Source organism: Variovorax paradoxus, from assembly GCA_016806145.1.
In the GTDB taxonomy this organism is placed as follows: Bacteria; Pseudomonadota; Gammaproteobacteria; order Burkholderiales; family Burkholderiaceae_C; genus Variovorax.
Genome location: CP063166.1, coordinates 4,969,600 through 4,991,795 on the forward strand (window position 1 = coordinate 4,969,600; position 22,196 = coordinate 4,991,795).

Below are 22,196 nucleotides of genomic sequence, written 5' to 3' on the forward strand. Positions count from 1 at the left end.
GCCGGCTCGGCCACGAGACCCGGCGATGACGGCTCAGGCGATGGCGGGCAGCACATCGGCCTCCCCCGCCGCCATGGATTGAGGCAGGCGCCGCATCAGGGCGGCCAGCACCTGGGCCTCGTGCTGCCGGATGAAGAAGTGGCCGCCCTCGAACCAGTCGAGCGAGAAGCCGGCGTCGAGGGTCTCCGCGGACCAGGCCTCCACGCGCCAGCGCTGGATGTCGTCCTCGCGGCCCGCGAACACATGCAGCGGAACGGGCAGCGGCGCGGCGCCGCGATGCGCGAAGCCCTCGCAGACGCGGTAGTCGGCCGCCAGCGTGTCGAGCGTCATGCGCAGCAGTTCGGGACTGGCGAACAGCGCCTCGGGCGTTCCGCCCTGCTTGCGCATGTCGGCGATCAGCGCCTCGTCGTCATCCATGTCGACGAAGCGATCGGGATCGCGCTGCGAAGGCGCGGCACTGCCCGAGACGAGCAGGGCCCGCGGCAAAGGGCGACCCGTCGCGCGAAGACGCTGCGCGATGCCCCACGCCAGCAAGGCGCCCATGCTGTGGCCGAAGAGCGCGAAGTTGCCGCGCAGCGCGGCCTCGTGCTCGCTGCACAGCAGCGAGACCAGTGCATCGAAGTCCTCGACGAAGTCCTCGCCCAGGCGGCTGCCTCGGCCCGGCAATTCCAGCGGCACGACCTCGATCCAGCGCGGCAGCAGGCGCCGCCAGCGCAGGTACATGGTGGCGCTGGCGCCCGCGCACGGCAGGCACAGCAGGGAGAGGGGCGCCGGCATGCGTTCAGGCGGAGGCCGCGGTGCCTTCCTGTTGCGCCATCCAGTCGCGCAGCGACTTGGGACGCATGTCGGTCCAGGTCGTCTCGACGTACGCGAGCACCGTCTTCTTGTCGCCCTGGACGCCCTCGACGGCCTTCCAGCCGCCGGGCACGGCCTTCCATTGGGGCCAGATCGAGAATTGCTCTTCGTGGTTGACGAGCACGATGAAGGTCTCGTCCTCACGGTCGAAGCAGCTGGTAGACATGTGCGGTCCTCTTGGGATGGTGGAGTTCGACGAACGGCAGGCGCCAGGCGCCCGTCCTTGCGATACATGACGGCGCGGGCGGGCGGCTGTTTAGTCGCCGAGGCATGGGCGATCGGCGCAATCGGGGCATGGCTGCGCCGCCACGCGAGCGGCACGAATCGCGGGGTGCGAGGGTCAGTGGCCTGCGGTGTCGCCCGGCAACGGGACGTCGTTGGCGGGCGGAACGAGGCCCACGAGCAGCCAGAGGCGGGCCGCTTCGTCGTGGGTCTTGCGGTGCACGGGGTCCGCGGCCAGCCAGCGCGCGAACTCGTCGCGCGCGGCTTCGTCGAGACCGCCACGCTCGTGCTGGCGGCGCACCCAGGTCCAGGCAGCCTGCCAGACCGGGTCGCGCTCCTTGTCCTTTGCCATCGGCCGATCGTAATCGCCGATGGGCCGCGCGCGATCAGTTGCCTTGCACGAGGTAGCGGCAGCTTTCGAGGGCGGCGTCGGCGTCCTTGATCATGAAGTTGACCAGCGTGGCGGAACAGCCGAGCCGCGCGGCGATCTCGCGCTGGGTCATGCCGCTCAGGCGGTTGAGTTCGAAGGCCAGCCGGGTGCGCGCCGGCAGCGCGCCGAGCACGCGGTCGATCACCGCGAGCGCCTGGCGACCGTCGAGCACGCGTTCGGGCGCATCGTTGCTCGGCGGACTGACGAGTTCGACGTCCTCGCAGTACGTGCGGTAGCTGGCCTCGACCGACTGATGGCGGTGATAGTCGAAAGCCACGTTGCGCACCACCTGGCAGCAATAGCCCAGCGGCTTGCGCACATCGCGCACGGCGGCGCCGTCGGCGAGCTTGAGATAGGCGTCCTGCAACACTTCGTCGGCAAGATCCGCGGTGCGCACGATCTTCTGCGCGACGCGCTGGAGCTGGGCGCGGTTGGCGATGAAAACCTCCCCCAGCGTGGGTTCGGATGAGTGCATCAACATGTCCACGGAGACTCCTGGTGTACGGATGTATTCAGTTCAACCGAATGCAAATGAGAACTATTACTACTTTCAGATGAAGAAAGGCCGCCCGCGCGATCAATCCTTTCCTGTTTCTTACCCCTTAGACGTTTGAACGGCGAAAACCGAGACAGGCCGGCGCCATCGAGGACGAGCCGGCCGGACCTCTAGAATTCCGCCCCTCAGTCCGATCGCGCATCCATGAACATCGTCGTCAACGAAGAACTCAAAGCCTATATCGACCCCCTCACGCCCGAGGAGCACGAAGCCCTCGAGCGCAGCATCCTCACCGAAGGCTGCCGCGATGCGCTGGTGCTGTGGGGCGACGTTCTCGTCGACGGCCACAACCGCTATGCGATCTGCCAGAAGCATGGCCTGCCGTTCCAGACCGTGCAGAACACGCGCTTCCAGTCGATCGAGGACGTGCACCTGTGGATGATCGACCAGCACCTGGGCCGGCGCAGCATCTCGGACTTCGTGCGCGGCGTGCTCGCGCTGCGCAAGAAGGACATCGTGACGGAGCGCCGCGCGCGCACCGCGAACGCGTCGTCCGCCACCGCGGATGCCGATGCGCCCGCGAGCTCAGCCGCGAGCAGCGACGATGCAAGCGTGCCGCCGCCCGCGCCGCTCAACAGCCGCGAGGCCATCGCCAAGGCCGCGCGCATCAGCAGCACCCAGGTGCAGATGATCGAGAAGATCCAGAAGCAGGCCGCGCCCGAAGTGGTGGCCGCGGTGAAGTCGGGCACCATCTCGATCAACGCGGCCGCTGCCGTGGCGAGCCTGCCCGCCGAGGAGCAGGTGGCCGCCGCGAATGCTGGCAAGGACGAACTGAAGCTCGCGGCCAAGCGTGCGCGCGAAGCGAAGCGCAAGCCGCGCGAGGACGAAGCCGAAGCCTCGTCCGACAGTGAATCGCCTTTCGAGGCCCCCGATTCCGAGCAGGTTCAGGCGTTGAAGCAGCGCGTGGCGGCGCTCGAAACCGAGAACAAGGCGCTGCGCGAGCAGATCGCCACGCTGCAGTTGCAACTGGCCGCCGCCTGAGCGCGCGGCGGCCGGCACCGCATCAGAGCGCGATCTCGGTCACCTTCGCGCCCTGCACCGAAACGCCGGCCTCGAGCCCCACGTTCGTCAGCACGAAGCCCACCACGGGCTGGCGGATCGTGTTGGTGTCGATGCTGCCGTTGGCACCGATCGTTGCGACGGCCACGGTGGCATCGGCACCGGCCGTCCATCCCTTGCTGCCGCGGAACTTGTCGAGCGCGGCCTGCGTGGTGAACAGGTAGATCACCGCCTTCGACTGCGCGCCCGCCTGGAAGCCGATCGATCCCGAGGTGGTGCTGTAGTAGGACTGCGTGCGGCCGTTCACGCGCAACGCGCCGCGGCCGTATTCGGCGCCCACGCCCATGCTCGCGCCGACCACCGCCGGGAACACCAGCACGCCGCTCGACTTGGCGACGAGTTCGCGCGAGCCGCGCACCGAGTCGTAGAGCTTGGACAGCGAAGCATCGACCTGCGCGTCGATCGATGCACGCGAAGACGCACTGCTGGCCTGGTTGTCGGGACGCGTGGTCGTGCAACCGACGAAGGCGAGGCTGCTCGCGGCCACTGCACAGGCGACGGCCACCGTACGAAGCGAAGAGATGGGCATGGCGAACTCCTTTGCTGAAAACATGACGCAAACCGCGCCCGCGACGATGCGGGCGTGGTCATGCTACGGCGCGCACTTCACCCTATCGCGCGCTGTGGAAGCCCGCCTACGCCAACTCAAGCCGATGCAGAAGGCGCCTTCGCGCGGGCCAGCGCCACCGCGTCGGCGCCCGCGGGGAAGCGCAGTTGCCCCGACTCGTCGTGCACGGCGCGCCACACGGTCTCGGCCACGTCCGATGCCGTGGTCACCTCCGAGATGCCTGCGAAGGACTCGAAGACCTGCTGCGCATAAGCCTCGTAGGCCGGCGGGATCAGGCCTGCCATGCGCGACTGGCCGTTGCTCGTGAAGTTCGTGCTCGGTGCATAGCCGGGCTGCACCAGCTTCACGCGCACGTCGAAGGCCGCGAGCTCGTGCGCCAGCGAGTCCGTGAATCCTTCGATCGCCGTCTTGCTGGCCGTGTAGACCGCGACCAGCGGCATCGGCGCCAGCGTGGCGCTCGAGGTCACGTTCACCACCACGCCGGCACGGCGCGCGCGGAACTGCGGCAGCACCGCCTGCGTCATCGCCATCACGCCGAAGGTGTTGGTCTCGAAGACTTCGCGCGTGGTGGCCATGGGCGTCGCCTCGAAGGCACCGAGCAGCCCGATGCCCGCGTTGTTGACGAGCACGTCGATGGGTCCGCTCGCCTCGAGCGCGGCGGTGATGCTTCGCGGATCGGTGACGTCGAGGGCCACGATGCGCAGTCGCTCGTCGCGCGGCAACAGGTCTTCGCGCGGCGTGCGCATGGTGGCGATCACGCGCCAGCCTTGCGCGAGGAAATGGCGCGCGGTCTCGAGGCCGTAGCCGGACGAGCAGCCGGTGATGAGGACGGTTTTCATGGAGGTTTGCTGAGGGGTCGACATGGAAGCGAACGATATCCATGGATAACCGGACTATCTACAATGAAAAGTCCACGATTCATTTGCAAACGTCCAGCCATGAGCGATCCACTTTCGGAGGTCATCGCGCTGCTCAATCCGCGCGCCGTGTTCTCCAAAGGCATCAGCGGCGCCGGCCGCTGGGCGGTCCGCTATTCGGATTTCGGCCAGCCCAGCTTCTGCGCGGTGATCGATGGCAGTTGCCGCCTCGCGGTCGAGGGACAGGAAGCCATCGCCCTCGAAGCGGGCGACTTCGTGCTCATGCCGGCAACGCCGAGCTTCACGCTGTCGAGCTTCGAGGCGGCCGCTCCCGTTCACATCGATCCCAAGCTCGCGCCCGCCCCCGAAGGCGAGGTGCGCCACGGCATGCGCGACGGCCCGCCCGACGTGCGCCTGCTCGGCGGCTATTTCGTCTTCGATTCGCCCGATGCGGCCTTGCTGGTCTCGCTGCTGCCGACGCTGGTGCACGTGCGCGGCGTCGACCGGCTCTCGGTGCTGGTGCGGCTGGTCGGCGAGGAGTCGAGCGAGGAGCGCTCCGGGCGCGAGTTCGTGCTCACGCGCCTGGTGGAAGTGCTGCTCGTCGAGGCCCTGCGTTCATCCTCCGGCGAGGACGCGCCACCCGGCCTGCTGCGCGGACTGGCCGATGCGAGGCTCGCGCTCGCGATGCGCCAGTTGCACGCCGATCCCGCGCGGCCATGGACCGTGACGCAACTCGCGCAGAAGGCCGCGCTGTCGCGCTCGGCCTTCTTCGATCGCTTCACGCGCGCCGTCGGACTGCCACCGATGGAATATCTGCTGGCCTGGCGCATGGCGCTCGCGAAGAACCTGCTCGGCGATCGCGAGCTCGCGATCGCCGAGGTCGCCGAACGCGTGGGCTACAGCTCGGCGAGCACCTTCAGCACAGCGTTCAGTCGGCATGTGGGACTGCCGCCGGGACGCTTCGCACGCCGTGCGTGATCCCTTGCGCGGGGTCGTATGCGCGTGCCTGCTACAATCCGGTCTCGCTCGGGCCATCCGGGCGTTGCCTGGCCAGGCAAGCTGAATCTCACACCAGCGCGTCGAAGTCACTACGACGAGAAAAACAACAATGACTTCCGCAAGGGAATCTTTGCCGTAGCGTGGACCGCGTAAGAGTTCACGACCATATTTCCAAAGCCCGCCTCGTGCGGGCTTTGTTCGTTTGGGGGTCTTGCGCGATGACCGCGTTGCACGAAGTCCGAGCAAGCAAGAAATCGAAGGTGGAAATGACAAACGGGCTACGCGATCGCTCGCGTAGCCCGTTGCTTTATGTGGCGGAGTGGACGGGACTCGAACCCGCGACCCCCGGCGTGACAGGCCGGTATTCTAACCAACTGAACTACCACTCCTGGTAGACAACGTTCACTCCTTGCGGAGTCGAGTGTTGACGACTCGTGCCTGCTTCACTTGCATGAAACTGGCGACCCTACGGGGATTCGAACCCCGGTAGCCACCGTGAAAGGGTGGTGTCCTAGGCCTCTAGACGATAGGGTCAAAACCTTAGGAACCGTGCTGCGATCAGCACTTCTTCTCTTCTCGACACTTTTGATGGTGGAGGTAAACGGGATCGAACCGATGACCTCTTGCATGCCATGCAAGCGCTCTCCCAGCTGAGCTATACCCCCTCTTTGACATTCCAGTGCTTCTTTTCAGAATCACCTTGTGTCGGTGTCGAGCCTCAAATTATAGACCGATTTTTAGGCCACTTTCAAACGCTCGATGATTTTTTCTTTAGAAAAAATCGCGAGGACCGCATCGAGCGATGGCGTCTGTGGGGTTCCCATCACGAGAACACGCACCGGCATCGCCAGAGCAGGCATCTTGAGCGAATGCGCAGCCAGGGTTTCCTTGATGGCCGCGGCGATCGTCGCCTTGTCCCACGTCGGAAGGGTGGAGAGTTTATCCGCAAGCGTGGCCACCGCCGGCTTCACCGCATCAGTGATGTGCTGCGCACGATCCGCGTCGCTCGCGTGGACGTCGGCATAGAAGGCCGCGGCCCAATCGGCCAGCGCGACCGTGGTCTCGCAGCGGTCCTTGAACAGCGCGCAGATCGCGACGAGCCGATCGTCGGCCTCGATGCCACGCTTCTTCAGTTGTGCGGCCACCAGCGGCGCGAGCGCGTCATCGGGCTTGGCCTTGATGTACTGCGCGTTGACCCACGCGAGCTTGGCCGCGTCCCATTGCGCCGGGCTCTTCGACAGGTGCGAGCCGTCGAACCAGCTCACCATCTGCTCGCGCGTGAACAGCTCGTCGTCGCCGTGGCTCCAGCCGAGGCGCGCGAGGTAGTTGAGCATCGCCTCGGGCAGATAGCCGTTGTCTTCGTAGGCGGTCACGCTCACGGCGCCGCGGCGCTTCGAGAGCTTCTGGCCGTCGTCGCCGAGGATCACGGGCACATGGCCGAACTGCGGCAGCGGCGCGCCGAGCGCGTGGAAGATGTTGATCTGCCACGGCGTGTTGTTGATGTGCTCGTCGCCGCGGAACACGTGCGTGATGTTCATGTCCCAGTCGTCGACCACCACGGCGAAGTTGTAGGTGGGCACACCGTCGGGCCGCAGGATGATCAGGTCGTCGATCTCGCGATTGTTGATGGTGATCTCGCCCTTGACGAGGTCGTTCCAAGTCACGTCGCCTTCGGGTGGATTGCAGAAGCGCACCACCGGCGGCACGCCCTCGGGCACGGGCGGCAGCACCTTGCCGGGCTCGGGGCGCCAGCGGCGGTCGTACAGGGTCTTCTCGCCGCGCGCCTTCTGCGCCTCACGCATCTCGTCGAGCTCGGCGGGCGTGGCGTAGCAGTGGTAGGCCGTGCCGGCTTCGAGCATCTGCGCGATCACGGCGCGGTAGCGCTCGAGGCGCTGCATCTGGTAGATCGGGCCCTCGTCGTAGTCGAGGCCGAGCCAGTGCATCGACGCGAGGATCTGGTCGGTCGAATCCTGCGTGGAGCGCGCGACGTCGGTGTCCTCGATGCGCAGCACGAACTCGCCGCCATGGTGGCGCGCATAGGCCCACGAATAGAGCGCGGTGCGCGCGGTGCCCAGGTGCAGGAAGCCGGTGGGAGACGGAGCGATGCGGGTGCGGACTTTGCCGGTCATGGAGGCGGGATTCAGAAATTCAGGGTGGAAAGGCCGCGCGACAGGTCGGCCTTGATGTCGTCGACGTGCTCGAGGCCGACCGCGAGGCGGATCAGGCCCTGGCCGATGCCGGCCGCCTGGCGCTGGTCCTCGGACAGGCGTCCGTGCGAAGTGGTGGCCGGGTGCGAGATGATGGTCTTCACGTCGCCGAGGTTGGTGGCGATGCTCACGACCTCGGTGCTGTTGATGACGTGGAAGGCGTTGGCGCGCGCGGTCTCGGGATCGCCGCCCTTCACGATGAAGGACACGACCGCCCCGCCCTGCCCCGCCTGCTGGCGCATCGCCAGTTCATGCTGCGGATGCGAGGCGAGCCCCGGGTAGTACACGCGCTCGATGCCCGGCTGGGCCTCGAGCCATTGCGCGACGGCCAGCGCGTTCGCGCAGTGCGCCTGCATGCGCACGTTGAGCGTCTCGAGCCCCTTGAGCACGACCCAGGCGTTGAACGGCGACAGCACCATGCCCGCGGTGCGCACCACCGGGCCGAACACGTCGACGATCAGCTTCGAGGGACCACAGATCGCGCCCGCCATCACGCGGCCCTGGCCGTCGAGATGCTTGGTGCCCGAATGGATGATCAGGTCGGCGCCGAGCTCGGCGGGCCGCTGCAGCGCGGGCGAGCAGAAGCAGTTGTCGACCGCGAGCAGCGCGCCCGCCTCGTGCGCCACGTCGGCCAGCGCGCGGATGTCGCAGACCTCGGTCAGCGGATTGGTCGGCGTCTCGGCGAACAGCAGCCTGGTGGTGGGCCGCACCGCGGCGCGCCACTCCGCCACGTCGGTCTGCGAAACGAAGGTGGTCTCGACACCGAACTTGCCGAACTCGCGCCCGATCAGGTTGATGGTCGAGCCGAACATCGAACGCGAGCACACGACGTGGTCGCCGGCCTTGAGCAGGCCCATGCACATCATGAGGATCGCACCCATGCCGCTGGAGGCGGCGATCGCGGCCTCGGTGCCTTCCATCGCGGCGAGCCGGCGCTCGAAGCTGCTGACGGTGGGGTTCGAGGTGCGCGCGTAGGTGAAGCCTTCCTCGGTGCCGGCGAAGCGGCGGGCCGAGGTCTCGGCGTCGGGCTGCACGAAGCCGCTGGTGAGGTAGAGCGCTTCGGAGTGCTCGCCATGCACGCTGCGTTCGAGCGCGGTGCGCAGGGCCAGCGTGTCGCGGTGCAGGCCGGGAGGCAGGGGTCGATCGGTCACGGAAACTTTCGGGCGCGAGGCCAACGAGGAATGTCGGAAGGAGATCAGCTCAGGTTGGGCAGCGCGAGGCGCGAGGAGTCCTCTTCGGTCTCCTCGATGCGCGGGCGGTTGCCGTTCATGCGCGAGATGGCTTCGGTGTCGATGTCGCCGGTGACATAGACGCCGTCGAAGCACGAGGCATCGAAGCCGTCGAGCTTGCCGTTGAGCGAGCCGATGGCGCGCTTCATCGCGTCGACGTCCTGATAGATCAGCGCGTCGCAGCCGATCAGCTCGCGGATCTCTTCCACGGTGCGGTCGTGCGCCACCAGCTCGTCCTTGGTCGGCATGTCGATGCCGTAGACGTTGGGATAGCGCACCGGCGGCGCGGCGCTCGCGAGGTAGACCTTGCGCGCGCCGGCGTCGCGCGCCATCTGCACGATCTCGCGGCTGGTGGTGCCGCGCACGATCGAGTCGTCGACCAGCAGCACGTTGCGGCCCTTGAACTCGCTCGCGATCACGTTGAGCTTCTGGCGCACCGACTTCTTGCGCACGCCCTGGCCCGGCATGATGAAGGTGCGGCCCACGTAGCGGTTCTTGACGAAGCCCTCGCGGTACGGAACGCCCAGCAGGTGCGCGAGCTGCGTGGCGCTCGGGCGGCTCGATTCGGGGATCGGGATGATCACGTCGATCTGGTTCGGCGGCACGGTCGAGACCACGCGCTTGGCCAGCGTCTCGCCGAGGTTCAGGCGCGCCTGGTAGACCGAGATGCCGTCGAGCACCGAGTCGGGACGCGCCAGGTACACGAACTCGAAGATGCAGGGATTGAGCGTGGGCGCATCGGCGCACTGCATCGAATGGAGCTGGCCCTGCATGTCGACGAACACCGCCTCGCCGGGCAGCACGTTGCGTTCGAAGGTGTGGCCCGAGCCCTCGAGCGCCACCGATTCGCTGGCCACCATCACGGTGCCGTCGGCACTGCGGCCGATGCACAGCGGGCGGATGCCGTAGGGATCGCGGAAGGCCAGCAGGCCGTGACCCGCGATCAGCGACACCACGGCGTACGAGCCGCGCAGGCGCTTGTGCATGCTGCGCACCGCGGCGAAGACCTCGGCCGGGTTCAGCGGCACGCCGTGCGATGCGTGCTCGAGCTCGTTGGCGAGCACGTTGAGCAGCACCTCGGAGTCGCTCTCGGTGTTGGTGTGGCGGTGGTCGGTCGAGAACAGCTCGGCGCGCAGCGCGTGGGCGTTGGTCAGGTTGCCGTTGTGCACCAGCACGATGCCGAAGGGCGCGTTGACGTAGAAGGGCTGCGCCTCTTCCTCGCTGTAGGCATTGCCCGCGGTCGGGTAGCGCACCTGGCCCAGGCCCACGCTGCCGGGCAGCGCGCGCATGTTGCGGGTGCGGAACACGTCGCGCACCATGCCCTTGGCCTTGTGCATGAAGAACTTGCGTTCCTGCAGCGTGACGATGCCGGCGGCATCCTGGCCGCGGTGCTGCAGCAGCAGCAGCGCGTCATAGAGCAGCTGGTTGACGGGTGCGTTGCTGACAACGCCGACGATTCCACACATGAAGCGATCCTCTCAGGGCAGGTAGCTTGCCAATTTTTCGGGCAATGCAGGCTTCAGGCTCTGCAATGCCGCGTCGAGAACAACGGCGCTGCGCGATTCGTGCCACCAGGCACTGTCGCTCAACGCCAGCAAATGAACAACCACTGCCAACACCAGCAGCGCCACCGCGCCCCGGGCCGCGCCGAAGGCACCGCCCAGGATCCGGTCGACCGGACGCAATCCCACGGCGGCGATCAGCTTGCGCGTGAGCGAGGCCACCAGGCCCACGCCGAACGCGACCGCCACGAACAGCAGCACGAAGGCCAGCGGATAGCGCCAGGACGCCTGCGGATCGCCGCCCGGCAACCAGGCCGCCACATCGGACGCGAACCACTGCGCCACCACGAAAGCCACCACCCAGCCGACCAGCGAGATCACTTCGAACACCAGCCCGCGCACGAGGCCGAACAGCATCGACACCACGATGAGCGCGACGGCGATCCAGTCGAGCAAGGCCACGGCGGCTTCAGGCGGTGGCGAATTACAAGGTGAGGATCGCGGCCGACAAAGACAAGGCCTTCACCCGCTCGGCGGCCTTGTCGGCCTCGGCACGCGAGCCGAAGGGACCGACACGCACACGCGTGCGTTCGCCGTCGGCCGTCTTCGCCACGTTCACATAGGTCTTGAGGCCGGCCTTCTCGAGCTTCTGCCGCACCTCGCGGGCCTTGTCGGCATCGGCGAAGGCACCGACCTGCACCACGAAGCGGCCGTTGTCGTCGGACGCGGCGGCGGGCTTGGGCGTGGCCGGCGCGGCGGCGATGGGCTTGCCTTCGAGCAGCGCGCGGGCACGCGCGCCATCGTCGACCGCGGCGGGCTTGGGCGCGGGCTTCGGTTCCGGCTTGGCCTCGGGCTTGGGTTCGGGCTTCGGCTTGGGCTCGGGTTTGGGTTCGGGCTTGTGTTCCGGCTTGGGCTCCGGTTTCGGCTCGGGCTTGGGTTCGGCCGGCCTGGCCGGCGCGGGAGCAGGCGCCTGCGCGCTGTTGACCGGCTTGCCCGAGGCATCGATCTCGGTGCCGTCGGCGGTCTCGGTGATGATGCCGCCGCTCGATGCGGCCGGCGGACGCGACGGCGTCGCGGCGGCCACGCGGGTGTCGCCGTTGTCGCTGCCGCTGGTGGCGGCCGGCGCGGGCGCCTGGGGCACCGGCAGCGGCTTGACCTTGTTGCGGTCGGGAATCTCGATCGGGATGTCGACCGACACCGGGCGCGGCTGGGTGTCGAACAGCAGCGGGAAACCGATCACGCCCAGCAGCACCAGCACCGCGGCGCCCAGCAGGCGGTGGCGGGCGCGACGGCGCATGGATTCGACACTTTCCGCCGGTACCGCAGCCGGTGCGCTGCGTCCTTCGTTGCCTTGTGGGCCGCGCGCGCGGAACTTGAAAAACGCCATGAAGTTCGGTCCCTGAAGGAGTGCTGCGAGTGATGCGGGAAGCTGCGGAATCCGGCGCGATCGACCTGCGAATCAGCCGCCGGGCGACAAGGTTGAGGACAGGTGTTTGGCTTGCAGCCGGGGGGTGCCATGCTCGAGCACGCCGCCCACGGTGAAGAACGATCCGAAGACCACGATTCTATCAGCGGGGTCCGCGCGCTCGATGGCTGCCTGGAGCGCCTGCATGGGGCCGGCGAAGACCTCGCCGGTGGCGTCCTTGCGCGTGTTCTGGGCCTGCCATGCGGCCAGCAGGTCGGCCGCCTTGGCGGCGCGCGCGGTCGGCAGGTCGGTGAAGTACCAGCGGTCGATCAGCGGGCCGATGCGCGCGAGGATCGGCGCCAGGTCTTTGTCCGCCATCACGCCGAACACGGCATGGGTGGTCGGATAGAAGCCCATCGCGTCGAGGTTCTCGGTCAGCGCGGCCACGGCATGCGCGTTGTGCGCCACGTCGAGCACCAGCACCGGCTGGCCCGGCACGATCTGGAAGCGCCCCGGCAGTTCGACCATCGCGAGGCCGCTGCGGATCGCCTGCGCCGTCACCGGCAGCTGCTGGCGCAGCGATTCGAGCGCCGCCAGCACGCCGGCCGCATTGACCAGCTGGTTGGCGCCGCGCAGCGCCGGATAGGCCAGCCCGCTGTAGCGCCGGCCGCGGCCGCTCCAGCCCCATTGCTGCTTGTCGCCCGACACGTTGAAGTCGCGCCCGAAGCGCCAGAGGTCGGCGCCGATGGCCTCGGCATGGTCGACCACGCTCTGCGGCGGCATCGGGTCGCTCACGATGGCCGGCTTGCCGGCGCGCAGGATGCCGGCCTTCTCGAAGCCGATGCTCTCGCGGTCGGGGCCGAGGAATTCCATGTGGTCGAGGTCGATGCTGGTGATCACCGAGCAGTCGGCGTCGATGATGTTGACCGCGTCGAGCCGGCCGCCCAGGCCGACCTCGAGGATCGCCACGTCGGGCTTCTCCTCGATCATGCAGCGCAGGATGCCGAGCGTCGTGAACTCGAAATAGGTCAGCGGCATGTCGCCCCTGGCCTTTTCCACGGCTTCGAAGTTTGCTATCATTTTGGAAGCATCGACCGACTGGCCCGAAAGGCGCAGCCGCTCCTCGAAATGCACCAGGTGGGGCGAGGTGAAGACCGCCGTGCGATAGCCGGCGTGTATCAGGATCGACTCCAGCATGGCGCAGGTCGAGCCCTTGCCGTTGGTGCCGGCCACCGTGATCACGGGGCAGTCGAAGCGCAGCGCCATGCGCTGGGCCATCTCTCTCGCGCGCTCGAGTCCGAGCTCGATGTTCTTGGGATGCAGTCGCTCGGCGCGCTCGAGCCAGTCGTTCAGGGTTTCCATGGAGGCCGGGATTGTCGCCCACCCGCCGCTCGCGCATCATCGGCGCCATGACAACCCCTTCGACCACTCTGTACGGCATTCCGAACTGCGACACCGTCAAGCGCGCCCGCGCCTGGCTAGCCGACCACGACGTGGCCTACGCCTTCCACGATTTCAAGAAACAGGGCGTGCCCGAGGCCGAGCTCGACCGCTGGCTGGCCGCGCTGGGCTGGGAAACGCTGGTCAACCGCCGCGGCACCACCTGGCGCAAGCTCGACGACGCCACGCGCGAATCGGTGGTCGACGCCGCCTCGGCGCGCGCCGTGCTGCTCGCCAACCCCAGCCTGATCAAGCGACCGGTGGTGGACTGGCGCCAAAAGGCGCGCCAGGCCGACATCACGGCGGGATTCGACGCCGAACAATGGGCCATGACGCTGTAAGCGACTGTGAAAACCGTGCTGTGAACGCCGTGTAAATGCCGGAACCCGCCTGGCGGGCCGGCGTCGAACCGGACCGGGCGCAGCCGGGCTTCCTCCCAGCGCACAGCGCCCGATCCGCAGGAGTCTCCAACATGAATACCCAGACCATCCGTACCGTCCTCGGCCTCTCGCTGGCCGGCGTCCTCGCCGCCAGCGCGGGCCTGGTGCATGCCCAGTCGGGCCAGACCGTGCAGGCGCGCGTGCTCTCGGCCACGCCGGTGCGCGACGGCGCCGGCACCAGCTACAACGTCACCTACGAGTACAACGGCCGCCGCTACACCACGCGCACCGACTACCAGCCCGGCGCCACCATCCCCGTCGAGGCCAACGCCTATGGCGTGACCACCGCGCCGGTGACGCCGCAGAACCAGCTCACGCCCTACCCGGTCGAAACCGAAAACCGCGGCTATGCGCAGCAACCGCCGCAGCAGCAGCAAGGCCAGCAGTACGCCACGGGCTCGCCCTGGGACGACGTCGTGCCCGAGCCGGGCGTGGTGGTGTCGGGCACGCAGCCGGCCCCGGTCTATGGCCAGCCCGCCTATCCGGCCGCGGTCTATCCGGCGCCGGTCTACGTGCAGCCGGCCTATGCCTATCCGCAGCCCTACGTCTACCCGCCGGTCGGCATCTCGCTGAACCTCGGCTACTCGCGTGGCTGGGGCGGCGGCTACCGGGGCTACGGCGGTTACCGCGGCGGCTACGGCGGCTGGCGCGGCGGCGGCTACCACGGCTGGCACCGCTGAGGCGGCCGGCCGGCCAGGCGCCTCCGGCCAAGCCCCTAAAATCGAGGACTTCTCCAACCCCTGAGGGGTGCGCCGCCTGCGCGGTGCCGTCCTCGACCAGCCGAACGCTCCGGCGCCGGCGCCATTCCATGACGATTACCGACACCCTGAACAGCGCCGCTGTGGCCACCAAGGCCAATGTCTACTTCGACGGCAAGTGCGTGAGCCACAGCCTCACGCTGGCCGATGGCACGAAGAAATCGGTCGGCGTGATCCTGCCGTCCACCCTGACCTTCAACACCGGCGCCCCCGAGATCATGGAAGGCACCGCCGGCAGCTGCGAGTACCAGCTCGCGGGCACCACCGAGTGGATCGCCTCCGGCCCCGGCCAGAAGTTCGACGTTCCGGGCAACTCCAGCTTCCAGATCCGCGTGAGCGGCGAGCCCTACAGCTACATCTGCCACTTCGGCTGAACCGCACGGAGCCTCCCAGCATGTCGACCATCCTCCAAAACGTTCCCGCCGGCCAGAAGGTCGGCATCGCCTTCTCGGGCGGCCTCGATACCAGCGCGGCGCTGCACTGGATGCGCAACAAGGGCGCGATCCCCTACGCCTACACCGCCAACCTCGGCCAGCCCGACGAGCCCGACTACGACGAGATCCCGCGCAAGGCAATGCTGTACGGCGCCGAGAACGCGCGCCTGATCGACTGCCGTGCGCAGCTCGCCAACGAAGGCCTGGCCGCGCTGCAGGCCGGCGCCTTCCACGTCACGACGGCCGGCGTCACCTACTTCAACACCACGCCGCTGGGCCGCGCGGTCACCGGCACGATGCTGGTGTCGGCCATGAAGGAAGACGACGTCCACATCTGGGGCGACGGCAGCACCTACAAGGGCAACGACATCGAGCGTTTCTACCGCTACGGCCTCTTGACCAACCCGAGCTTGAAGATCTACAAGCCCTGGCTCGACCAGGTCTTCATCGACGAGCTCGGCGGCCGCGCCGAAATGTCGGCCTTCATGCAGCAGGCCGGCTTCGCCTACAAGATGTCGGCCGAGAAGGCCTACTCGACCGACTCCAACATGCTCGGCGCCACGCACGAAGCCAAGGACCTCGAGCACCTGAACAGCGGCATCCAGATCGTGCAGCCGATCATGGGCGTGGCCTTCTGGAAGGACGAGGTCGAGGTCAAGCGCGAAACCGTCTCGGTGCGATTCGAGGAAGGCGTGCCGGTCGCGCTCAACGGCGTGAGCTACCCCAACCTGGTCGAGCTGATCCTCGAGGCCAACCGCATCGGCGGGCGCCACGGCCTGGGCATGAGCGACCAGATCGAGAACCGCATCATCGAGGCCAAGAGCCGCGGCATCTACGAGGCCCCCGGCCTCGCGCTGCTGTTCATCGCCTACGAGCGCCTGGTGACCGGCATCCACAACGAGGACACCATCGAGCAGTACCGCGACCACGGCCGCCGCCTGGGCCGCCTGCTCTATCAGGGCCGCTGGTTCGACCCGCAGGCCATCATGCTGCGCGAGACCGCCCAGCGCTGGGTGGCGCGCGCGATCACCGGCGAGGTCACGGTCGAGCTGCGCCGCGGCAACGACTACTCGATCCTCAACACCGAGTCGCCGAACCTCACCTACAAGCCCGAGCGCCTGAGCATGGAAAAGGTCGAGGGCGCGTTCACGCCGCTGGACCGCATCGGTCAGCTGACGATGCGCAACCTCGACATCGTCGACACGCGCGAGAAGCTCGGCATCTACACCAAGACCGGCCTGCTGGCCTCGAGCCAGGGCGCGGCGCTGCCGAAGCTCGCGAACGACGACAGCGGCAAGTAAGCCCCAGCGGCTTCCAATGAAGAAAGCAGGCCTCGCGCCTGCTTTTTTCTTGGGTGCCACCGGCGCGAGGCGCTCAGTCCCCGCCGCCTCCGCCGCCGCAGCCCCCACCGCAGCCGCCGCCATCCGCGCCGCCGCCAGAAGAATCGCCGCCGCCGCCATCGCCGCCGCTCGATTCGCTGCCGCCGAAGCCGCCCGCGTCACCGCCACAGCCACCGCTCGACGAGCCGCCTTCGCCGAAGCTCGTGCCGCAGTGGGCATCGGAGCCGGCCTGCCGGTCGATGTCGCGGCAGTCGGGCACGTAGTTGAAGCCGCCCTCGATGCCGAACTTGACGTCGAGCGCGAACAGGAGCGGCAGCCGCGCCGGCTTGCGCGGATCGATGCTCTCCTCCTTGCAGGCCCAGTACCAGCTGCGGCGCAGACCGTCGTTGCGCTTGGGATCGCGCCCCAGCACCTCGGCCGGCGTGTGGTGCAGCAGGCCGCCGAAGGCCGCCTGGCACCAGTGCTGGTAGCCCTGGGTATGGAGGATGAATTCGTGCCAGGCGGTGTCGGCCACCTTCGAGGGCATGCCGACGAACTTGCGCCCGCTGCGCAGATGCGCCATGAAGAACTGGCGCAGGCCGCGCAGCACCAGCTCGGCGTCGCGCCGGCTCAGTTGCGGGTGGGCCGCGATCAGCTTGTGGACCAGGAAGGGCGGTAGCCGCGCCTCGCGGATGAACTGGCGGCGCAGGCTGGTCTCGAACCAGCCCATCACGGCCACCAGCAACCCGGTGCCGATGAATCCCAGCGCCACGCTCCACCAGCGCCCGCGCGAGAACACCAGCGCGGCGATCGCCGCCAGGATCACGAGCCGCCGCAGCCACACCAGCGCGGCAATGCGCCGGCGGTAGTTCAGGTGCAGGAAGTCGAGATCCATGCGGCCGGGCGATGCCGGGTCAGACGACCACCGGCTCGGGCTCCAGCCGGATGCCGAAACGTTCGTACACGCTGGTCTGGATCGCCTTGGCCAGCGTCATCACCTCGCCGCCGGTCACCGGGTTCTCGTTGCCGCCGCGGTTGACCAGCACCAGCGCCTGCTTCTCGTAGACGCCGGCATTGCCCACCGACTTGCCCTTCCAGCCGCAGGCGTCGATCAGCCAGCCGGCCGCGAGCTTGATGCTGCCGTCGTCCATCGGGTAGTGCACGATCTTCGGCTCGCGCGCGATGATGTCCGCGCACTGCTCGGGCGTGACGGTCGGGTTCTTGAAGAAGCTGCCCGCGTTGCCCAGCACCCGCCAGTCGGGCAGCTTGGCGCGGCGGATGGCGCAGATCCAGTCGAAGATGTCGTTCGCATCGGGCGTGAAGTTGCCGGTTTCCTCCATCCTGCGTTCCAGGTCGAGGTAGCCCGCCACCGCCTTCCAGGGCTTGGGCAGCCGGAAGCGCACGCGCGTGATCAGCGCGCGGCCCGCCAGGCCGAAATCGTTGGCGCCGCCGGCGCCGCGCACGTGCTTGAACACCGAGTCGCGGTAGCCGAAGGCGCATTGCGCCGCGTCGAGCGTGAAGCTGCGGCCGGTTTCCAGGTCGAAGGCATCGAGCGAGTCGAAGCGGTCCTGCAGCTCGACGCCGTAGGCGCCGATGTTCTGCACCGGCGCGCCGCCCACCGTGCCCGGGATCATCGCGAGGTTCTCGAGCCCCGGATAGCCCTGCGCCAGGGTCCACTGCACGGTGTCGTGCCAGACCTCGCCCGCGCCGGCCTCCACGATCCAGGCGCGCGGCGTCTCCTCGACCAGCCGGCGGCCCTGGATCTCCACCTTCAGGACCAGCGGCTTGACGTCGCCGGTCAACACGATATTGCTGCCGCCACCCAGCACGAAACGCGGCGCGGCGCGCCATTCGGTGTCGGCATGCAGCGCGGCCAGGTCGGCCTCGCTCGCGATGCGCACCAGGTGCTGCGCGCGCGCGACGATGCCGAAGCTGTTGTACGGCTGCAGCGGGACGTTGTGCTCCACGATCATGGGAGAATTGTCGCATCCAGCTACCGTGACATCTGAGGAGAGCCCATGCCGTCTTTCGACACCGTCTGCGAACCCAATCTGCCCGAGGTCAAGAACGCCGTCGAGAACACCGCCAAGGAAATCGCCACCCGTTTCGACTTCAAGGGCACAGCGGCTGCCGTCGAGCTCAAGGACAAGGAGATCACCATGACCGGCGATGCCGAGTTCCAGCTCGTGCAGGTCGAGGACATCCTGCGCAGCAAGCTCACCAAGCGCAGCGTCGACGTGCGTTTCCTCGACAAGGGCGACGTGCAGAAGATCGGCGGCGACAAGGTCAAGCAGGTCATCAAGATCAAGAACGGCATCGAGGGCGACATCGCCAAGAAGATCCAGCGCCTGATCAAGGACAGCAAGATCAAGGTGCAGGCCGCGATCCAGGGCGACGCGGTGCGCGTCACCGGCGCCAAGCGCGACGACCTGCAGGCCGCCATGGCGCTGATCAAGAAGGACGTGCCGGATACCCCGCTGTCCTTCAACAACTTCCGCGACTGAGTCCCGGCCCATGAAGGCTTGCGCCGTCGCCGCGTTCGTTCTGGCCGCGGCGGCGGCATCGTCGGCGCTCGCGGCCGACTCGGTGATGCTGACCGGCACCATCGGCAGCCGCGCGATCCTGATCGTCAACGGCAGCGCGCCCAAGACGGTGGCGGTGGGCGAAACCTTCCAGGGCGTGAAGCTGGTCTCGCTGCAGTCCGAGCAGGCGGTGGTCGAGTCCGAGGGAAAGCGCGTCACGCTGCGCATGGACACGCCCGTGAGCATCGGCGGCGGCGGTCCCTCGGGCGGCAGTGGCAACCGCATCGTGCTGCCGGCCGACAGCCGCGGCCATTTCATGACCCAGGGCCTGATCAACGATCGCCCGGTCACCTTCATGCTCGACACCGGCGCGACCACGGTCGCCATGTCGGTGGCCGACGCGCAGCGCATCGGCCTCGACTACAGCAAGGGCCGGCCGGTGCAGGTCAACACCGCCAACGGCGTGGCGCCCGGCTATCTGCTGCGGCTGCGCTCGGTGCGCGTGGGCGACGTCGAGGTCTACGACCTCGATGCCATCGTCTCGCCGCAATCGATGCCCTTCGTGCTGCTGGGCAACAGCTTCATCAACCGCTTCTCGATGCGGCGCGACGCCGACCAGATGGTGCTCGAGAAGCGCTACTGAAGCGAAGCGCGAATCAGGCCTGCGCGGCCGTCACCACGATCTCGATCTTGTAGCCGGTGTTGGCCATCTTGGCCTGCACCGTCGCGCGCGGCGGCGTGTTGCCGGCCGGGATCCAGGCGTCCCAGACCTCGTTCATCGCCGTGATGTCGGCGATGTCGGCCAGGAAGATCTGCGTCATGAGGATGCGCGACTTGTCGCTGCCGGCCTCGGCCAGCAGGCGGTCGACCATGGCCAGCACCTGCTGGGTCTGGCCGCGGATGTCCTGCGTGGTGTCGTCGGGCACCTGGCCCGCGAGGTAGATGGTGCCGTTGTGCACCGCGGTCTCGGAAAGACGCGGTCCGACGTGGAAGCGGGTGATGTTGCCCATGGTGATTCCTTCAGTCCTTCTTCTTTTTGGAGCCCAGCTTGGACTCGGTGCCGGCGGCGAGCCGGCGGATGTTCTCGCGATGCCGCCAGATCAAGAGCAGGCTCATGACGATGATGGCGACCAGCGCCGTGCGGCTCAGCGGCCACGCGATGCCGCCGCCGATCAGGTAGTAGGCCGGCGCGAAGAAGGCGGCGACCAGCGAGGAGAGCGAGGAGTAGCGGAAGAACACCGCGATGATCAGCCAGGTGGCGCCGGTCGCGAGCCCGAGCCAGGGCGCGATGCCGACCAGCACGCCGGCCGCCGTCGCCACGCCCTTGCCGCCCTGGAAGCCGAAGAACACCGGGTACAGGTGGCCGAGGAAGGCGGCCACCCCGGCCACCGCGGCCACGCCGTCGTCCAGGCCCCATTGCGCGCCCCAGTGGCGGATCACGAACACCGGCACCCAGCCCTTGACCGCGTCGAGCAGCAGCGTGGCCAGCGCCGCGCCCTTGTTGCCCGAGCGCAGCACGTTGGTCGCGCCGGGGTTCTTGCTGCCGTAGCTGCGCGGGTCGGCCATGCCGAGCGCCCTGCTCACGATGACGGCGAAGGACAGCGAGCCGAGCAGGTACGACGCCACGATGGCGATCAGGGTAGGCAGGTGAAAGGTCAAGGCGGGTCTCCGCGGATCGGTGTTGTTCTTCGGGGGACGCATCGCCGCGCCGATGCGCCCCGGGCGGGACGCGCAGCGCCGACGATCGAATCGCAGGAGCCGGCTATTCTGCCAGCGCGCACTCCACCGGCGTCGCGCCCAGCAGCTGCACGCACACCTGCGGGTCGATGCCGATCAGGTAGCCGCGCCGCCCGCCGTTGAGCACGATGCGCGGCAGCGCGAGCACCGTCGCCTCCACGTACACCGGCATCTCTCGCCTGGTGCCGAAGGGCGAGGTGCCGCCCACCATGTAGCCGCTGTGGCGCTGCGCCACCTCGGGCTTGCAGGGCTCGACCGACTTGGCGCCGATCTGCCGCGCGAGGTTCTTGGTCGACACGGTGCGGTTGCCGTGCATCAGCACCACCAGCGGCCTGGCGTCCTGGTCCTGCATCACCAGCGTCTTGATCACCATGAACGGATCGAGCCCCAGCATCTCGGCGCCGCGCTGGGCGCCGCCGTGCTCCATGTATTCGTAGGGGTGCTCGGTGAACGCGACCTGGTGGGCGCGCAAGAGCTGGGTGGCGGGCGTCTCGGAGACGTGGGCATTCTTCCTGGCCATGGCGGGCGAGGCCGGCTCAGGCCGCCGGGTCGCGGATCTCCCAGCGGATCGCGTCGATCTGCGCCAGCAGTTCGGGCGACAGCGTCGTGCCCCAGGCATCGATGTCCTCGTCGAGCTGCTCGACCGTGCGCACGCCGATGATGGTGCTCGCCACCTGCCACTTGGTGTAGCAGAAGGCCAGCGCGAGCTTCACCGGCGTCAGGCCGTTGTCGAGCGCGAGCTGGTTGTAGCGGCGCGCGGCCTTGAGCGCGTCGGGCCGGCCCCAGCGCAGCTTGCGCACCGATTCGTAGCGCGTGATGCGCGCTTCCTGCGGCGCGTTTGGGCCGGTGATGCCGCTCTGGTCGTACTTGCCCGTCAGCAGGCCATAGGCCAGCGGTGAATAGGCCAGCAGCGACACGCCGAGCCGGTGCATGGTTTCGTCGAGGCCGTTCTCGGCGCCGCGGCTCGCGAGGTTGTAGACGTTCTGCACCGTCGCCACGCGCGGCAGGCCGTGTTCCTCGGCCAGGCGCACGAACTCGTGCACGCCGTAGGGCGTCTCGTTCGACAGGCCGATGGCGCGGATCTTCCCGGCCTTCACCAGCCCGGCCAGCGCCTCGAGCTGTTCGCGGATCGGGGTCTGCGAGACCTCCTTGGCCGGGTCGTAGTAGATGTTGCCGAAGGCCGGCACGTGGCGCTCGGGCCAGTGGATCTGGTAGAGGTCGATCACGTCCGTCTGCAGCCGCTTGAGGCTCGCCTCGCACGAGGCCACGATGTCCGCGCCCGTCATGCCCACGCCTTCGCGCACCCAGGGCGTGTTGCGCAGCGGGCCCGCGACCTTGCTCGCCAGCGTCAGCTTCTGGCGCGCGCCGGGGTTGGCCGCGAACCAGTTGCCGATGATGGTCTCGGTCGCGCCGTAGGTCTCCTGGCGCGTGGGCACCGAGTACATCTCGGCCGTGTCGATGAAGTCGACGCCGCGCTCGAGCGAGCGCGCCAGGATGGCATGGGCCGTGGGCTCGTCGACCTGCTCGCCGAAGGTCATGGTGCCGAGGCAGATGGGCGTGACGTGAAGGTCGCTCTGACCGAGTCTGATTTTTTGCATGCGCGGAAATGTACCGCCGGGCTCCGCAGCGCGCTGGCGGCGGCGCCAAACCCGAGCGG

General features: G+C 68.1%; 26 protein-coding genes and 3 tRNA genes. 8 read left to right on the forward strand and 21 right to left on the reverse strand.

All coding sequences use genetic code 11. The features are described from left to right. Positions 1 to 33: 33 nt before the first annotated feature. The 4 genes from INQ48_23070 to INQ48_23085 all read right to left on the reverse strand — a co-directional run bounded on the left by INQ48_23070 (position 34) and on the right by INQ48_23085 (position 1,988). Positions 34 to 777, reverse strand: a complete 744-nt coding sequence (locus INQ48_23070; GenBank protein QRF56224.1) for a thioesterase — start codon at positions 775 to 777, stop codon at positions 34 to 36. Between the two features lie 4 nt (positions 778 to 781). Then, the gene (locus INQ48_23075; protein ID QRF56225.1) at positions 782 to 1,021 is read right to left on the reverse strand and encodes an MbtH family NRPS accessory protein; all 240 of its coding nucleotides are present in this window, start codon (positions 1,019 to 1,021) and stop codon (positions 782 to 784) included. A 174-nt stretch (positions 1,022 to 1,195) separates the two neighbouring features. Further along, complete coding sequence (locus tag INQ48_23080; protein ID QRF56226.1) at positions 1,196 to 1,429, reverse strand: DUF4880 domain-containing protein; 234 nt, start codon at positions 1,427 to 1,429, stop codon at positions 1,196 to 1,198. A 34-nt stretch (positions 1,430 to 1,463) separates the two neighbouring features. Further along, complete coding sequence (locus INQ48_23085; GenBank protein ID QRF56227.1) at positions 1,464 to 1,988, reverse strand: sigma-70 family RNA polymerase sigma factor; 525 nt, start codon at positions 1,986 to 1,988, stop codon at positions 1,464 to 1,466. Positions 1,989 to 2,207: 219 nt separating this feature from the next. Between INQ48_23085 and INQ48_23090 the strand changes: the two genes are divergently transcribed. Then, a complete protein-coding gene (locus tag INQ48_23090) occupies positions 2,208 to 3,044 on the forward strand; it encodes a plasmid replication/partition related protein (protein ID QRF56228.1) in 837 nt (278 codons plus the stop codon). Positions 3,045 to 3,066: 22 nt separating this feature from the next. Here INQ48_23090 and INQ48_23095 read toward each other — a convergent pair whose 3' ends face one another. Together INQ48_23095 and INQ48_23100 are read right to left on the reverse strand one after the other, a co-directional pair. Further along, on the reverse strand, positions 3,067 to 3,651 hold the full coding sequence (locus tag INQ48_23095; GenBank protein ID QRF56229.1) for a twin-arginine translocation pathway signal: 585 nt from the start codon (positions 3,649 to 3,651) through the stop codon (positions 3,067 to 3,069). 116 nt (positions 3,652 to 3,767) lie between these two features. Continuing rightward, complete coding sequence (locus INQ48_23100; GenBank protein ID QRF56230.1) at positions 3,768 to 4,529, reverse strand: SDR family oxidoreductase; 762 nt, start codon at positions 4,527 to 4,529, stop codon at positions 3,768 to 3,770. Positions 4,530 to 4,628: 99 nt separating this feature from the next. Between INQ48_23100 and INQ48_23105 the strand changes: the two genes are divergently transcribed. Then, positions 4,629 to 5,525, forward strand: coding sequence for an AraC family transcriptional regulator (locus tag INQ48_23105; GenBank protein ID QRF56231.1), 897 nt, complete (start codon positions 4,629 to 4,631; stop codon positions 5,523 to 5,525). A 333-nt stretch (positions 5,526 to 5,858) separates the two neighbouring features. Here INQ48_23105 and INQ48_23110 read toward each other — a convergent pair. The 9 genes from INQ48_23110 to folC all read right to left on the reverse strand — a co-directional run bounded on the left by INQ48_23110 (position 5,859) and on the right by folC (position 13,263). Beyond that, positions 5,859 to 5,935 (reverse strand) — tRNA-Asp (locus INQ48_23110). A gap of 69 nt (positions 5,936 to 6,004) precedes the next feature. Then, a tRNA-Glu gene (locus INQ48_23115) sits at positions 6,005 to 6,080 on the reverse strand. 55 nt (positions 6,081 to 6,135) lie between these two features. Next, positions 6,136 to 6,211, reverse strand: a tRNA-Ala gene (locus INQ48_23120). A gap of 72 nt (positions 6,212 to 6,283) precedes the next feature. Then, positions 6,284 to 7,675 carry a glutamate--tRNA ligase gene (locus INQ48_23125; GenBank protein ID QRF56232.1) on the reverse strand — a complete coding sequence of 464 codons (1,392 nt, stop codon included), beginning with the start codon at positions 7,673 to 7,675 and terminating at the stop codon, positions 6,284 to 6,286. 11 nt (positions 7,676 to 7,686) lie between these two features. Further along, on the reverse strand, positions 7,687 to 8,904 hold the full coding sequence (locus INQ48_23130; protein ID QRF56233.1) for an O-succinylhomoserine sulfhydrylase: 1,218 nt from the start codon (positions 8,902 to 8,904) through the stop codon (positions 7,687 to 7,689). 44 nt (positions 8,905 to 8,948) lie between these two features. Continuing rightward, complete coding sequence (gene purF, locus INQ48_23135) at positions 8,949 to 10,448, reverse strand: amidophosphoribosyltransferase (GenBank protein QRF56234.1); 1,500 nt, start codon at positions 10,446 to 10,448, stop codon at positions 8,949 to 8,951. Between the two features lie 12 nt (positions 10,449 to 10,460). Continuing rightward, positions 10,461 to 10,946 carry a CvpA family protein gene (locus INQ48_23140; protein ID QRF56235.1) on the reverse strand — a complete coding sequence of 162 codons (486 nt, stop codon included), beginning with the start codon at positions 10,944 to 10,946 and terminating at the stop codon, positions 10,461 to 10,463. Positions 10,947 to 10,968: 22 nt separating this feature from the next. Beyond that, a complete protein-coding gene (locus tag INQ48_23145; GenBank protein ID QRF56236.1) occupies positions 10,969 to 11,871 on the reverse strand; it encodes an SPOR domain-containing protein in 903 nt (300 codons plus the stop codon). Between the two features lie 72 nt (positions 11,872 to 11,943). Then, entirely contained in the window at positions 11,944 to 13,263 is a 1,320-nt protein-coding gene (gene folC / locus INQ48_23150) for a bifunctional tetrahydrofolate synthase/dihydrofolate synthase (GenBank protein QRF60853.1), read from the reverse strand. Between the two features lie 35 nt (positions 13,264 to 13,298). On the opposite strand from folC, the gene INQ48_23155 reads away from it, so the two are divergent. The 4 genes from INQ48_23155 (at position 13,299) to argG (ending at position 16,262) form a co-directional block, all read left to right on the forward strand. Then, entirely contained in the window at positions 13,299 to 13,670 is a 372-nt protein-coding gene (locus INQ48_23155) for an ArsC family reductase (protein QRF56237.1), read from the forward strand. A gap of 131 nt (positions 13,671 to 13,801) precedes the next feature. Beyond that, the gene (locus INQ48_23160; GenBank protein ID QRF56238.1) at positions 13,802 to 14,449 is read left to right on the forward strand and encodes a hypothetical protein; all 648 of its coding nucleotides are present in this window, start codon (positions 13,802 to 13,804) and stop codon (positions 14,447 to 14,449) included. A 128-nt stretch (positions 14,450 to 14,577) separates the two neighbouring features. Further along, positions 14,578 to 14,901 (forward strand): pyrimidine/purine nucleoside phosphorylase, encoded by a 324-nt coding sequence (locus tag INQ48_23165; protein ID QRF56239.1) that lies wholly within the window; start codon positions 14,578 to 14,580, stop codon positions 14,899 to 14,901. A 20-nt stretch (positions 14,902 to 14,921) separates the two neighbouring features. Further along, positions 14,922 to 16,262 (forward strand): argininosuccinate synthase, encoded by a 1,341-nt coding sequence (gene argG / locus INQ48_23170; protein ID QRF56240.1) that lies wholly within the window; start codon positions 14,922 to 14,924, stop codon positions 16,260 to 16,262. A gap of 73 nt (positions 16,263 to 16,335) precedes the next feature. On the opposite strand, the gene INQ48_23175 is transcribed toward argG, so the two are convergent. Further along, positions 16,336 to 17,175, reverse strand: a complete 840-nt coding sequence (locus tag INQ48_23175) for a hypothetical protein (protein QRF56241.1) — start codon at positions 17,173 to 17,175, stop codon at positions 16,336 to 16,338. Positions 17,176 to 17,194: 19 nt separating this feature from the next. Continuing rightward, positions 17,195 to 18,253: a UDP-N-acetylmuramate dehydrogenase gene (murB, locus tag INQ48_23180; GenBank protein ID QRF56242.1), complete on the reverse strand. Its 1,059-nt coding sequence runs from the start codon at positions 18,251 to 18,253 to the stop codon at positions 17,195 to 17,197. Between the two features lie 45 nt (positions 18,254 to 18,298). Here murB and INQ48_23185 point away from each other — a divergent pair, with 45 nt between their 5' ends. Next, a complete protein-coding gene (locus INQ48_23185; GenBank protein QRF56243.1) occupies positions 18,299 to 18,784 on the forward strand; it encodes a YajQ family cyclic di-GMP-binding protein in 486 nt (161 codons plus the stop codon). Between the two features lie 10 nt (positions 18,785 to 18,794). After that, on the forward strand, positions 18,795 to 19,445 hold the full coding sequence (locus INQ48_23190) for a retroviral-like aspartic protease family protein (GenBank protein ID QRF56244.1): 651 nt from the start codon (positions 18,795 to 18,797) through the stop codon (positions 19,443 to 19,445). Between the two features lie 13 nt (positions 19,446 to 19,458). On the opposite strand, the gene INQ48_23195 is transcribed toward INQ48_23190, so the two are convergent. The 4 genes from INQ48_23195 to INQ48_23210 form a co-directional block, all read right to left on the reverse strand. Beyond that, on the reverse strand, positions 19,459 to 19,812 hold the full coding sequence (locus INQ48_23195; protein ID QRF56245.1) for a RidA family protein: 354 nt from the start codon (positions 19,810 to 19,812) through the stop codon (positions 19,459 to 19,461). A gap of 10 nt (positions 19,813 to 19,822) precedes the next feature. Continuing rightward, entirely contained in the window at positions 19,823 to 20,461 is a 639-nt protein-coding gene (plsY, locus tag INQ48_23200; GenBank protein QRF56246.1) for a glycerol-3-phosphate 1-O-acyltransferase PlsY, read from the reverse strand. Between the two features lie 103 nt (positions 20,462 to 20,564). Further along, positions 20,565 to 21,059, reverse strand: a complete 495-nt coding sequence (locus tag INQ48_23205) for an aminoacyl-tRNA deacylase (GenBank protein ID QRF56247.1) — start codon at positions 21,057 to 21,059, stop codon at positions 20,565 to 20,567. 16 nt (positions 21,060 to 21,075) lie between these two features. Further along, positions 21,076 to 22,137, reverse strand: coding sequence for an aldo/keto reductase (locus INQ48_23210; GenBank protein QRF56248.1), 1,062 nt, complete (start codon positions 22,135 to 22,137; stop codon positions 21,076 to 21,078). Between the last annotated feature and the right edge of the window lie 59 nt (positions 22,138 to 22,196).